Annotated in this window: 13 protein-coding genes; 12 read left to right on the forward strand and 1 reads right to left on the reverse strand. The window is 47.0% G+C overall.

Annotation, left to right across the window (positions count from 1 at the left end):
- Positions 1 to 114: 114 nt before the first annotated feature.
- Positions 115 to 1,074: a bile acid:sodium symporter family protein gene (locus DSM465_RS0109850; protein WP_029761260.1), complete on the reverse strand. Its 960-nt coding sequence runs from the start codon at positions 1,072 to 1,074 to the stop codon at positions 115 to 117.
- A gap of 226 nt (positions 1,075 to 1,300) precedes the next feature.
- Here DSM465_RS0109850 and DSM465_RS0109855 point away from each other — a divergent pair, with 226 nt between their 5' ends.
- The 12 genes from DSM465_RS0109855 (at position 1,301) to DSM465_RS0109915 (ending at position 13,602) form a co-directional block, all read left to right on the forward strand.
- Positions 1,301 to 1,522, forward strand: coding sequence for a FeoA family protein (locus DSM465_RS0109855; protein WP_008880100.1), 222 nt, complete (start codon positions 1,301 to 1,303; stop codon positions 1,520 to 1,522).
- A 2-nt stretch (positions 1,523 to 1,524) separates the two neighbouring features.
- A complete protein-coding gene (gene feoB / locus DSM465_RS0109860; protein ID WP_011887502.1) occupies positions 1,525 to 3,519 on the forward strand; it encodes a ferrous iron transport protein B in 1,995 nt (664 codons plus the stop codon).
- A gap of 14 nt (positions 3,520 to 3,533) precedes the next feature.
- Complete coding sequence (locus DSM465_RS18945) at positions 3,534 to 3,680, forward strand: FeoB-associated Cys-rich membrane protein (protein WP_008880102.1); 147 nt, start codon at positions 3,534 to 3,536, stop codon at positions 3,678 to 3,680.
- A 513-nt stretch (positions 3,681 to 4,193) separates the two neighbouring features.
- Entirely contained in the window at positions 4,194 to 4,790 is a 597-nt protein-coding gene (locus DSM465_RS0109870; RefSeq protein WP_008880103.1) for a DUF5317 domain-containing protein, read from the forward strand.
- 184 nt (positions 4,791 to 4,974) lie between these two features.
- Complete coding sequence (locus DSM465_RS0109880) at positions 4,975 to 6,801, forward strand: bifunctional diguanylate cyclase/phosphohydrolase (protein WP_008880105.1); 1,827 nt, start codon at positions 4,975 to 4,977, stop codon at positions 6,799 to 6,801.
- A 172-nt stretch (positions 6,802 to 6,973) separates the two neighbouring features.
- Positions 6,974 to 7,429: a c-type cytochrome gene (locus DSM465_RS0109885; RefSeq protein ID WP_029761261.1), complete on the forward strand. Its 456-nt coding sequence runs from the start codon at positions 6,974 to 6,976 to the stop codon at positions 7,427 to 7,429.
- A gap of 21 nt (positions 7,430 to 7,450) precedes the next feature.
- On the forward strand, positions 7,451 to 9,319 hold the full coding sequence (nosZ, locus tag DSM465_RS0109890) for a Sec-dependent nitrous-oxide reductase (RefSeq protein ID WP_011887499.1): 1,869 nt from the start codon (positions 7,451 to 7,453) through the stop codon (positions 9,317 to 9,319).
- A 51-nt stretch (positions 9,320 to 9,370) separates the two neighbouring features.
- Positions 9,371 to 9,937, forward strand: coding sequence for a hypothetical protein (locus tag DSM465_RS0109895; RefSeq protein ID WP_008880108.1), 567 nt, complete (start codon positions 9,371 to 9,373; stop codon positions 9,935 to 9,937).
- The gene (locus tag DSM465_RS0109900) at positions 9,934 to 11,235 is read left to right on the forward strand and encodes a nitrous oxide reductase family maturation protein NosD (RefSeq protein WP_029761262.1); all 1,302 of its coding nucleotides are present in this window, start codon (positions 9,934 to 9,936) and stop codon (positions 11,233 to 11,235) included. The genes DSM465_RS0109895 and DSM465_RS0109900 overlap by 4 nt, the downstream gene beginning before the upstream one ends.
- Positions 11,232 to 12,029 (forward strand): ABC-2 transporter permease, encoded by a 798-nt coding sequence (locus DSM465_RS0109905; protein ID WP_008880110.1) that lies wholly within the window; start codon positions 11,232 to 11,234, stop codon positions 12,027 to 12,029. Before DSM465_RS0109900 ends, DSM465_RS0109905 begins: the two co-directional genes overlap by 4 nt.
- Entirely contained in the window at positions 12,026 to 12,694 is a 669-nt protein-coding gene (locus DSM465_RS0109910) for an ABC transporter ATP-binding protein (protein ID WP_029761263.1), read from the forward strand. Before DSM465_RS0109905 ends, DSM465_RS0109910 begins: the two co-directional genes overlap by 4 nt.
- Positions 12,691 to 13,602, forward strand: coding sequence for a FixH family protein (locus tag DSM465_RS0109915; protein WP_029761264.1), 912 nt, complete (start codon positions 12,691 to 12,693; stop codon positions 13,600 to 13,602). The genes DSM465_RS0109910 and DSM465_RS0109915 overlap by 4 nt, the downstream gene beginning before the upstream one ends.
- Positions 13,603 to 13,717: the final 115 nt, after the last annotated feature.

Raw genomic sequence — 13,717 nt, forward strand, 5'->3', positions numbered from 1 at the left:
GCTGGTGGCGAGAAGGAACGTGAGCGGTGGCGGGCATAAAAAAGCTGTCTCCGAAAGATGGTCGTTCACTTCAGGAGACAGCTTTTTCCTTGCTGCTAGACAAAGTGTGAGAAGTTAAGTGGAAATCGTTTTGTCATTCGCTGTTTGGTGGTTTGCTTGTTTGCGGAAGTATGTCGCGACGATCGGACCAGAAATATTGTGCCAGACGCTGAAAAGGGCGCTCGGAACGGCAGCGAGCGGCGAAAAATGGGCGGTCGCCAAGGCCGCACCAAGCCCAGAGTTTTGCATGCCAACTTCGATGGAAATCGCTTTTTGCTTTGGCGGCGACAGGCGAAACAGTTTGGCAAACCAGTACCCAATCAACAAGCCCAACCCGTTATGGGCAACGACAATAAGAAAAATAAGGAGTCCGCTTTTGGCAATGGCTGCTTGGTTTTGTCCGACGACGGCAGCGACGATAGCAACGATGGCGATGACAGAAACGAGCGGCAATGCCGGGATGCACGCTTTTACTTGCTTTTGGAAAAGTGTTTGCGCGATAAGTCCTAAAAGAATCGGAATCAGTACGACTTTGACGATCGACCAAAATAAAGCGGCAGCGGATACGGACAGCCATTTCCCGGCTAAAAGCAAAATGAGTGAAGGCGTCAAAATCGGCGCTAAAATCGTAGACACAGAGGTGACGGCAACCGACAGCGCCGTATCTCCTTTCGCCAAGTATGTCATGACGTTGGATGCCGTTCCGCCCGGGCAACAGCCGACTAAAATAATGCCGAGCGCCACTTCGCGCGAAACCGGCAAAAAGTAGGCGAGCAAAAACGCAATGAGCGGCATGATGAGAAATTGGGCAATGACGCCGATGAGCACATCTAGCGGGCGCTTGAATACTTCTTTGAAATCGTTCGCCGACAGCGTCAACCCCATGCCAAACATCACAATCCCCAAGAGCGGCACAATATACGGGGCGATCCACGTAAACGCGCTTGGAACGAAAAAGGCAAGTACGCCGAAGAGAAGCACCCAAATCGCAAACGTATTGCCGACAAAGTTGCTGATTCTCCCGATTGTGTTCACTGCATTTCCTCCTTGAGCAAAGATGGGAAAGATATACAAGAAATTATATATATTTTTTCGAAAAGTTCAACTAATCTTGCAGAGAATTTTGAAAAAATGTTGACAATATAGAATGATTGTGAAAAAAGTCACTTCCTTTTTCTTCGGTTATGTTATGATAGGAATTGAGAAAAAGAATCATTCTTGACACAAATGAGAATAGACAGGGAAATAGGGGGAAAAGACGATGGTGCTGACCGATTTGCATAAAGGAGAAACGGCGGTCGTTGTCCGCTTGGCCGTTGAGCATGAGGCACTGAAACAGCGTCTTCTTCATCTAGGGGTTAAAGAAGGAAAAATGGTGCGGGTGAAAGCCGCGATGCCGTTTGGCGGCCCGGTAATGGTTGAAGTCGATGGGCAGGCAATCGGCTTACGGCGCAAAGAGGCGTCATCGATTGAGGTGAAATAAATATGTCGTACGTAGCGCTGTTTGGTAATCCGAATACTGGCAAAACGTCATTGTTTAACTGTTTAACCGGCTCTTATGAATATGTTGGCAACTGGAGCGGGGTGACGGTTGAGAAGAAAGTGGGAGTGCTTCGCCAACACGGCGTGCCGGTCGTTGATTTGCCCGGCATTTACTCGCTCCAGCCACTGTCCCGCGATGAAGGGGTGGCGACCGATTTTTTATTGACCGAGCCGTGTTCGGCGATCGTTAATATCGTTGACGCGTCGCAACTTCAGCGCAACTTGCATTTGACGGTTCAGTTATTGGAATTTGGCCGGCCGCTCATCATCGCTTTGAACATGGTGGATGTCGCGGAAAAACGCGGCATCAAAATCGATGCAGTCAAGTTGTCGCGTCATCTTGGCGTCCCAGTTGTTCCGGTCATCGCTCGAACGGGGAAAGGGGCAAAGGAATTAGAGCGTGCCATTTTGTCGGCGAAAGATGGACACCATTCCCGCATGTTCATTGACTATGGCGTCGAAGTGGAACGTGCGATCCGCCGCATTGCTGAGCAACTGCCGGATGACGTGCCGGGAGATAAGCGCTGGATGGCGTTGCAATTTTTAGAAGGAAACGAGCGCCTTGCCGCCTATTTGCGCGACCACTTCGATTTGTCACCGCTTTTGGCGATCCGCAAGGAAACGGAACAGGCGCTTGGTTGTCAGGCGGCGAAACATATTTATGAAACGCGCGACCGATGGATCAGCGAAACGATCGCTGCTGCGGCCATCGAGTTTAAGCCAAAACCGCTCACGCTGACGGAAAAAGTGGACGCAGTGGTGACAAACCGCTATGTTGGTTTGCCGATTTTTTTGGCGCTGATGTATATCGTGTTTATGTTGACGTTCAACTGGCTCGGCACGCCGCTTGCTGATCAACTTGACACCTTTTTCTCTGGACCGCTCACCGATTGGCTGTCGCGCTTGCTTGATTGGGCGGGGGCGTCGCCGTTTATCGAAGCGCTTGTGTTAGACGGCATTGTCGCTGGGGTCGGCGGTGTACTTGTGTTTGTACCGCAAATTTTCATTTTGTTCTTTTTCATTTCTTTGCTAGAAGACTCCGGGTATATGGCACGCGTGGCCATGGTGATGGATCGGCTGATGGAAGCGATCGGGTTAAACGGCAAAGCGTTTATTCCGATGATCATCGGCTTTGGTTGCAACGTTCCTGGGGTGATGGCGGCACGCACGATCGAGCAGCCGAAAGAACGGCTACTGACGATGTTGCTGTTGCCGTTTATGTCGTGTTCCGCCCGCTTGCCGGTGTACGCATTGTTTGCTGGAACGTTTTTTATTCATGAGCAGGCGCTTGTCGTCTTTTCGCTTTATGTGCTTGGTATCGTAGTGGCCTTGGGGCTCGCCAAGTTGTTTTCATCGACAGTATTCAAAAATGAAAGCTCGCTCTTTGTCATTGAATTGCCGCCATATCGCGTGCCGCAGGCGCTCACATTATGGCGCAGCACATGGGAGAAAGGGAAAGGATTTGTCCGTAAAGCCGGAACATTTATTTTCGGCGGTTCGGTGGCCATTTGGCTGTTGACATATGTTGGACCGCACGGAGTTGGCGTTCCGATGGATGATAGTTTGCTCGCTGCGATCGGCGGTTTGATCGCTCCGCTGTTAGCGCCGCTCGGTTTTGGTGCTTGGCAGGCAGGGGCCGCGTTAATCACCGGCTTTTTGGCGAAAGAAGTCGTTGTATCAACGATGAATATTATTTACCACGTCCGTGAGGCAAACGGTCTCGAGCAGATGATTGCCGCCCATTTCACTCCGTTATCGGCACTCAGCTTTATGGTGTTTGTTCTTTTATATACACCATGCTTAGCGACGGTGGCGACGATCCGTAAAGAAACCGGATCGTGGAAATGGACGCTGCTGTCGATCGGCATCGCCTTAACGGTCGCTTATATGATTTCATTCCTTGTCTATCAAGTTGGAATGATGTTTCACTTTCAATGAAAGGGGAGAGTGTGATGATTGCTAATATCATCATTGGCGGGGCGATTTTCGTCTATGCCGGGTGGGTGTTGGTTCGCCATGTGAAAAAAAGCGCCAAAGGGACATGCGCAGCGTGCCATTTGGCCGACCGTTGCTCTGGCAGCTGCGGGCCAGAGCGGTAAGATTGATGGGTGAACGGGTTCCTGACGGTGATAGGAATCCGTTTTTTCTATTTTTGGAAAGAAGACTCTCATTTGTATAGGGCATCATTAACAATAAGCCGGAGACATAGGCGGCCAGTCGGTTCAACGAACGGCTCGTTTCTCATCTTTATTGTGAATCTCTGTTCTAGCGTAAGTGGAAACAACGAAACGGTGAAGGGAATGAAGATCACCTAGCCGCCTGCCATGGTGAAGCGCGCCCAAGAGCTTCTTTACAAGCGCTTATGTAGATGGGGGAGTGTTCCATAAAATAGTTATTTTTTTATACTTCTTTAGATACATATCGTGCTGTTTTTTGTCATTTTTTTGTTTTGAAAAATGACGAAAATAGAGGAAATAAGACGGTATTGATTAAAATTTGTTTGTAGTTAGGAAAAATAGACTATTTACACAGAATGAAAAAAACGGTAAAAATAGAAATAAGAATGGAAGTTTAGAAAAGAGAGAAAATTTCATTTATAAAGGGGCAGCACCATGGTTTATGATGGGATCGTCTTGTCGTTGTTGATCGGCTGGTTTCGCGGCGGCAGCTTGAAAGGGCTTGCCCATATGAAATTGCGAGGCGGTTGGTTATTTCCACTGTTGTTGGCGTTGCAGTTTGTCATCTTTTTCCTTCAGGAGAAAGTGGCATGGATCGCGAAAATGAGCAATGTGATTTTTCTTCTCGTCTACATCACCGGGCTTGTGTTTTTATGGCTCAACCGCCATCAGCCAGGACTCCCTGTTATTTTTGCCGGCGTGTTGCTCAACTTTATCGTTATGGCGGCCAACGGCGGGCGAATGCCTGTCTCCGTCGAAGCTGCGCAATTTCTCGGCCGCGAATATATTGAAGCGTTAAAGGCCGGTCTGTACGCCAAACACCAGGCGATCACATCGGATACGCTTCTGCCGTTTCTCGGCGACATCATTCCGCTGTCTCCGCCGTATCCACGCCAACAAGTTATCAGCATCGGAGACGTGGTGATGAACGTAGGAGCGTTCTTGTTTATTCAGCATCTGATGCTCAGTGCGCCGCGACATGGGAAAGGTAATGCCGGAGAAGAAAAAGTAACTGCTTCTGTCAATCAGTAATTTTTAAAAGGGAGGAAAAGGAAATGAAAGTCAAAGTGAAACAAGTGTTGATCAATCTGTTTATCCTTGGTTCGGTGATTGTGGCGTTGACGTCGGGGTATAGATTTGGCAGTTAAAAACCTTTATCTTTTTCCTCTTCTTGAAGCATATGATGATGTAGATAAAAACGAGAGTGATCATTACCATGACTTTTACGGTAAAATGGCAAGGAAAAATATATTTATCTTTCATTACTTTGATTGCTCTATCTATATTCTGGGTTGAAGATGTTTTTGTTAATCATTCTCTTAAAGATTGGGTTTTCGTTTATATTCTATCGGCCGCGGTTCTTTTGCTTAGTTATTTTTCAATTCATCTTCCACCAAAGGGTAACTCATTTTCCATGGATTCAGCTATCTACTTAGCTGTTATGTTCTTATATGGTATTCATATGGCATTAAGCATTTTGTTCATTAGTATTTTAGTGGAATTTTTATATAAGCGGAAAATGGAGTGGTGGAAACATTTATCCAATTTTTCAATGTACTCATTAATGATTGCCGGATCATATTATTCCTTTCTATTTTTTGGAGGAGATATTGGTAAAATTAGAACAGATAATCTGTTCCCTTATGTAGCCAGTTTGTTAATATACTTTTTAGTCAATATAGCGTTAATCTTCGCTTTTTTCTTTTTTTTAGGGCGTGTTTATAGAGGAGCATTTAACTTAGGAGTATTGCTAGAGTCAGTGGTAGGTTACTTAGTGACTTTAATATTATCTTTAGTTTTAGCGATTTTGCTTGCCGAGGAACGATATTTTGGGTTATTTTTATTCACCATATTAGTTATCATTTTGTCATTTGTTTTTCGTAAATTTTTATACTTATATCAATTAGTATCTAACCGCGCCAACAAAGACCATCTCACCGGCTTATACAACCACGGTTTTTTCAAAGAAACGCTCAAGGAGCAGTTTGCTGACTGTAAGAGGCTCAAGCAGCCGCTGACGTTGGCGTTGCTTGATTTGGACGATTTTAAAAAATATAACGATCGAAACGGCCATTTGCAAGGGGATCGTTTGTTGATGTTTTTTGGGAAACTGCTGCAAAAAGCGGTCGAAGGGACGAACTTTACTATCGCCCGCTATGGTGGCGAAGAGTTTGCCATTTTAATGCCCAATACGACGAAAGAAGACGCGTATGTGTTTTTAAACCGGTTGCGCAAACAAGTGAACGATACATATTTTGACGGCGTCGAGCATATTCCGTACCGTTGCTTGTCGTTTTCGTGCGGCATTGCTGAGATGGAAAAAGATATGTATGAAAGCGACGAGCTCATTCACCGGGCTGATCAGGCACTCTATTATGCGAAAGCGCAAGGGAAAAATAACGTGCAGTTGTATGATCAGCACAATATCAGTTTGAATGAAATTCAGTTTAAGCAAGATTTGGAAGCGCTCGAGCAACAAGTGAAATTTTTTCTTTCTAAAGATGTATATACATACCGCCATAGCAAACGGGTGTTTAAATATGCGCTCGAGTTTGGCAGCCGTTTGGACGAGTTGACTAACCACGAGCGGCAGACGCTTAGTTTAGGGGCGCTCATTCACGATATCGGCAAAATCGAAGTGCCGCGAGATATTTTAAATAAGCAAGGAAAATTGGAAAAACATGAGTGGGAAATTATCAAGAAACACGTAACATGGGGACGGGAAATCATTGCGGAAGAGAAGAGGTTTGATGATTTGCTTCCGCTCATCGAACTGCATCATGAGCGATATGATGGGAAAGGATATCCATACGGGCTGAAAGGGGAAGAAATCCCGAAACTAGCCCGCATTTTATGTATTATCGACTCGTTTGACGCCATGACGACGGAACGGCCGTACCAACCGACGAAAACGTTTGATGAGGCGCTTAAAGAAATTGAACGCTGCGCAGGGACGCAGTTTGATCCAGTTTATGCGGCGAAGTTTATTGCATTTGTGCGTGAGCGTTATTTGCCGCTGGTGAAAATGCCACAATGGGATTAGGTTGAAGGAAACACTTGCCGATGGCAAGTGTTTTTTATTTTTCATCGTTTTGCCACGTTTTTTTCAAATAACGTTCACTGATTTTGGAAATAAAGTGATTTTTTGCACAGGAGAGGCTAAGAACAGGTGGCTATAATGATAGCGAATTTCGAACAGCAGAAGGAGGAGAGGCATGAAACAAACGGTCGCCATTTTTCTCATTAGCGCTTTGATCGGTCTGGTTGGCGGCTATTCGTATTTCCAGTTGGGAGGAGCAAAGGGAGAGACAAATGCCGCACAGGAAGGAAAGCAAGAGACAGCTCAATCGTCCCAGTCATCCGCTTCAACGGGGGATGGAAATGGGGCGGACAAAACGGCAAATGATAGCGCGCAAGACGGGAATATGTTGCAACAAAAAGGTTGTCTCTCTTGCCACTCTGTTTCCAAGCTCAACTTGCAAGGAGGGACGACGGGGCCGGATTTATCGAACGCTTATCAAGAAGTCGAGGGCAAACACGGCAAGCCGATGGAAGAGTTTTTAAAAGCGCCGACGTCTGCAGTAATGTCTGGCGTGATCAAATCCAATCCACTGACGGATCAAGAGCGGGCTGAAATTATCGCTCTCTTAAAAGAGGCATCGGAAAAATAAGAACCGCTGGGAGGGAAAAGAGTGAAGAAAAAAGTGATTTCCGCGTTGTCGGGGTTGGCGGTTGGGGTGCTGGCGTCGACTGTCTTTTTCGGGAATTTTTCTACTCCTGACACCGTTTCCAACGCATCGGCCAAAACCGATGCTGAAAAAGTGTACGTTCCGTTTGGCGAAAAAGATGAATACTACTTGTTCGCTTCTGGCGGCCATTCGGGGCAAATGTTTATTTATGGGGTACCGTCGATGCGCCGCATTCGCACTGTCCCTGTTTTTTCGCCTGATTCGGCGACCGGCTATGGGTGGGATGCCCACTCGAAAAAAATGCTTGGCGGCTACACGTGGGGAGATCTGCATCACCCGGCTTTCTCGGAAACAAACGGAGAATATGACGGCAAGTATATGTTTGCCACTGATGTGGCGAACAGCCGGGCGGCGGTAATGGATTTAAAAACGTTTACAGTCAAAGACATTATCGAAGTCCCCAACACGAGCGGTCCGCACTGTGCCGCGTTTGTGACTGAGAATACCGAGTACTTATTTTTACCGACCCGGTTTTCGGTTCCGCTTGGCCATCAGTACGCCTCGCTTGATGAGTATAGCGAAAAATACCGTGGCGTCATGAGTGCGGTCACGTTCAATGAAAAAGCGCAAAAGCTGCACATCGCCTATCAAGTTGCGCTGCCCCCGTGGTCGTACGATTTGTCCGATGCCGGGAAAAAAATATCAAAAGATTGGGCCGTGCTGACAACGTACAATACCGAAGAAGCGACAACGAACTTAGAAATTAACGCATCTCAAGAAGACCGCGATTTTATCGTGTTGTTCAACTGGAAAGAGCTTGAGAACATGGTGAAGGAAGGAAAATATGACAACGTCGGCGGCCAAAAAATGATCTTCCCGGAAAAGCATAAAGGGGGCATTTATTTGGTACCGGTCGCCAAATCGCCGCATGGCGTCGATGTCACTCCAGACGGAAAATATTTTATCGCTTCTGGGAAGCTCGCTCCGCTGTTGACGGTGTTTTCGTTTGAAAAGGCGTTTCAAGCGATTGAAAAGAAAGAGTTTGCTGGTGAGCGGAACGGCATTCCGATTTTGAAATATGAATCGGTGATGGAGCGGGAAGTCAATCCGGAAAACGCGCTTGGGCCGTTGCATACGCAGTTTGACGACAAAGGCATGGCGTATACGACGATGTTTATTTCGTCTGAAGTCGTGAAATGGAATCCGGAAACTGGGGAAGTGCTTGACCGCGTCCCGGTTCAATATTCGCCGGGGCATGCCGTCGCGGCTGAGGGGGATACGGTGTCTCCGGACGGCAAATACTTAGTGTCGCTCAACAAGTTGGCAAAAGACAGCTATTTATCGGTTGGGCCGTCCCATCCGGAATCGATGCAGCTCATTGACATTAGCGGTGAGAAAATGAAAGTGATTCAATCCTCGCCGGTCGATCCGGAACCGCACTATGGACAAATGATTAAGGCCGATAAAATTAAAACGGTTGAAGTGTATCCGAAAGATGAAAACCATCCGAATGCGGTTTACAACCAAAAAGATGCCCGCATTGTCCGAAAAGGAAATGAAGTGCACGTCTACGGCATCGCGATGCGTTCGAAGTTTATTTTTGACGCCAACGCGAAACGGCCGGATGTCATTGAAGTGAATGAAGGGGATAAAGTCGTCGTCCACCTGACGAACTTAGACTTTGATGAAGACATTACCCATGGTTTTGCCATCAATCAGTATAACTTGAATATGGAAATCCAGCCAGGGCAAACGAATACGATTGAGTTTACCGCTGATAAGCCAGGAACATATCCGTTGTATTGCACGAACTTCTGTTCGGCGCTGCATCAAGAAATGACCGGATATTTGTTAGTGAAGCCGAAACAATGAGCCGAGGGGGGCGGTTGCGTCCCCCTTGACTAGCAAAAGAGGTGTGGAAAAATGGCCGCAGCGAAACTGTCTGTTCTGTCTGCCGCCCTTGTCGGCGCGGCCGGGGGATTATTGCTTTTATCTTTGGCGTTTCCGTGGTGGGGGATGAATTTCATTGCTCCACAATATCCGGAAGGATTAGAGATTGTTGTTTACCCGAATAAGCTTGAGGGAGATATCGAGATTATTAACGGGCTCAATCATTATATCGGTATGAAGCCATTTAGTGAAGAAAGCTTTCCCGAACTCGGATATTTGTCTTACATCGTGATCGCCATGGCCATAGCGGCATTCATCGTGGCGCTAACTAGAAGCAAAAGCGGGCTGTACGTACTGATCGCCGTGTTTCTCATCGGCGGGGCGCTTGGTATTTACGATATTCACCGCTGGCTCGTTGACTTTGGAACGAATTTAAACGATAGCGCCCCGATCGATATCGAACCGTTTGTGCCACCAATTTTCGGAGAAAACCGGATCGCCAATTTTACCACGTTCAGCTATTTTGCGACTGGTGCGTATATCGTCGGTGTTGCGTTCGTTTGCCTGCTCGTTCCGTTATGGAAGGAGAGAAAAAAATGAAACGATGGCTGCTCATTTCCTTGTTCATTTTTTTCTTTTTCGATGTTCCGAAAGAAGCGGCTGCCGGTCAGACGCTGCAGCAGCTGATTGACGCTGCTCCAGCTCATGGAACGATTCGTCTAACAGGCCAAACGTACAGTGGCAATATTGTCATCGACAAGCCGCTGACGATCATCGGCGCAAAAGGCACGGTTATTCGAGGAAACGGGCGTGGCAACGTGATTTCGATCAAGGCGCCGCATGTGGTCATCAAGCATGTGACTGTCACGAATAGCGGAAAAAGCCGGAGCACGCAAGAAGAATACGCCGGCATCAAAGTTTATTCCGATTACAATACGCTCGAACACATTACAGTAAAACAATCGTTTCATGGCATTTACTTGAGTCAGGCGCATCATAACCGGATCGCCAATGTGCGAGTGATCGGCGAACAAAACGGGGAAATCGCTGGACAAGGAAATGGGCTGCATATTTATTATTCTAATTTTAATAAGCTCGAAAACAACACCATTGTCGGAACGAGGGATGGCATCTTTTTTGACTATGCGAACCATAACGTCGCGAAGGGAAACAAAGTGTCGCACACCCGTTACGGGCTTCATTACATGTATTCGGATGACAATGCGTTTTATGACAATACGTTTATGCTCAATAACGGCGGGGCGGCGATCATGAACTCGAACCGGATTATCTTGAAAAACAACTGCTTTTTATTCAATAAAGGAATGCGTTCGTTTGGGTTGTTGCTGCAAATGGCGAACGATAACCGAATCATTGACAATACGTTTTATCAAAACGAGCGGGGGCTGTATGTCGATCAGTCGAACGATAATTTTGTGCGACGAAACGTTTTTTTGCAAAATGAGATCGGTATTGAGCTTTGGGCGAGTTCACAGCGCCAAACGTTTACGGAAAACCGGCTTTGGAAAAATACGATTGCCGTTACGCGCCTTGGCGGCGAGGACAATAACAGCTGGGATTTTCGCGGCGTTGGCAATGATTGGGGCGACGAAGCGGCGTTGCTTGATTTGAACGAAGATGGGAAAGGAGATTCCCCGTTTCGCTATGCGTCTTCCTTTCATAAGTTAGCGGAAGAAAATGAACTGGCGTACTTGTTTTTATCGTCGCCAAGCTTAGGCGTCTATGAGGCCATCAACGAATGGCGGCAAGCAGGCGAAGTGATGGCGGTCGATCATGCGCCGCTTGTGAAAAAGAGCGCATCGGCTAGTTGGTGGTGGGGATTGCTTGGCTTTGGAGCCATCACGGTGATTGGTCTGCAAAGGAGGGGGAGGAGATGAGCTACATTTGGAAAGAATGGCTTGAGCTTTCGCGGGGGAAGGCGTTTTGGTTGTTTTTTCTGCTGGTTGTTGCCGCATCGCTTTCCGTGTTGATGAGCGCTAAGTCATTGCCGGCTGAGCATGGATTGACGATTTTTTTGCAGATGATGTTTGACATGAATGCATACATTGTGCCGCTTCTTTGTTTATTTTTTGCTTCTTTTTCCGTCATGCAGGAGAAGGAGCAGCGGACGATGGTGATGATTGTCGCAAAAAGTGGATCACCTTGGCAGTTTTTATGGAAAAAAAGCGCGGCGATCCAGCTCATTACGATGATGGTGTTTGTCGTCTGGTACTTCGTTTTGATTATTCCAGCCAAGTTTTGGTTTGTCTTTCATTTATCGTATTTTCTCTACTTTTTGCTCGCCACGGTGGTGCTCGTGTTCATTTTTAACCAAATCGGAATTGGGCTAGGGTTCGCGTGCAAGACGAAAATTCAATTGATTGGCGCCAATTTGTTTGCCGCATTCTTTTTCATTTATTTGTATGACTTTGTACTGCTTTATATTTTGCCGTCGGTGACGTATGACAATGTGCATGTGTTCTCATTGGTTTATTTTCTGCAGCCGCTTCATGCGCTCCGTTTTTACTTAGAGACGTCGCTCGGGATGTTCTCGCTTGATTATTTGTCACGGACGATGAAAAAATTTTTCTCCTTCCCTCCCGGCGCTCTTGTTGCGTTGAATATGTTCGTCTGGGGGCTTGGGGCATTGGTGGCATCGATGGTATGGAGTCGAAAGGGGGAAGAACGATGATTGAAGTGACAGGGTTGACGGTTTCCTACCGAAACAATAAAGTGCTTGATGACGTCGATCTTGTCATTCATAAAGGGGAGCGGTGTGCCTTAGTTGGGCGGAATGGCGCTGGCAAGTCGACATTGATTCATAGTTTGTTGAATTTGCTTCCGGCAGTGCGCGGAACGGTATATATTGATGGCATTGATCATCGGCGGCATGAGTGGAAAAAGAAAGTCGCTTATTTGCCGGAAAAGTTTCAGTTGTATCCCCAGTTAACGGGTGAGGAAAATGTTCGCTTTTTTGCCTCGTTGCACGGTGTGGTCGATGAACAGCGGATCGAAGACGTTTTGCACACCGTTCGGTTATGGGAAGCACGTCATATGAAAAGCAAACAGTATTCGAAAGGGATGCTGCAGCGGCTTGGGCTTGCCATTATGCTTTACTATGATGCTGACTTGCTGATTTTAGACGAGCCGACAAGCGGGCTCGATCCGTTAGGACGGGCGGAGGTGTTGATGATTTTACGCTCTTTGCCGAACAAAACGATATTGCTGTCGTCGCACCATATCGATGAAGTAAGGCAGCTTTGCACCCATGTCGCTTACTTGGAAAACGGGAAAATCACGAAATATCGAATCGAAGAATTTGAACTGAGCGCACTGATGGGGGGGAGAATAAAGTGAAGCAACGATGGATGCTCGTTATGGCTGCTCTTCTCTTCTTGCTTGCCGGATGCCAAGGAAACGATTGGACCGTGTCGGTGAAAACGTCTCCCTTTTATAAGGAGGGGACAGCTTCTTCGTTTGCGATCGCCATTCAAAAGGATGGGAAACCAGCCAGCGGGCTTGAAGTGACGGCGATATTTGAGATGGCGAATATGGATCATGGGCAAATCGTTGCCTCGTTGGAGGAGAAGGAAGACGGCCTTTATGAAGGGGATGTGCAGCTGCCGATGGAAGGGGAATGGGATGTTTTGTTGCAAATCAAAGACGGTAATGAGACGATCGAAAAGCTTGTTACACTAGAGGTGAAGCGGCAAGACGTAGCGGCGATGATCAATGGGACGGCGATTACGACGGCAGATGTCAAGTTTTATCAAACACGCTGGCAAATTGAGATCTCCTCGGCTATGGAGGCGGTCAAAAAGAAGTATCGGGGCGAAGAGCTCAACGAGCGGATCAGTTATTGGGAGCGGCAGCTGAATGAGACGGCTGAGCCTCGCTCCGCTGTTACCCGTCTCATTGAACTGCATTCGATGGCGCTGCTTGCTGAAGAAAAAGGCTATTCGGTAGATGAACCGGTCGTTGATCGTGAAGTAGAAAAAAGAAAGCGTCAATACGAAGGGAGCGAAACCGCTCGAACGCTCCTCCGCCAATACGGTGAATCGGCATTTTGGGAGCAAGAACGGCGATATGTCCGGCTTGTTTTGTTGGCGCAAAACGTGTGGAATGACATGGTGGAACAAGTCAAAAATGAGCATCCGGATGTAACGGAGGCGGAGATGCGTTTTTTAGCACAAAAGAAGTACGATGAATTGCTCGTTTCCCAAATCGACTCCTTGCACATTCAACTATATCTTTCCGAATTATAGTTCAGCAACATTGCCTGACGAAATGAAAGGCAATGTTTTTTTGTTGTTGGTGATGAATGATCATGACCGTTTTAAATGATATTTTTGATTAATATTGAGTGTTAATGAATGATTT

It is taken from the genome of Geobacillus thermodenitrificans subsp. thermodenitrificans DSM 465, from assembly GCF_000496575.1.
Classification (GTDB): domain Bacteria; phylum Bacillota; class Bacilli; order Bacillales; family Anoxybacillaceae; genus Geobacillus; species Geobacillus thermodenitrificans.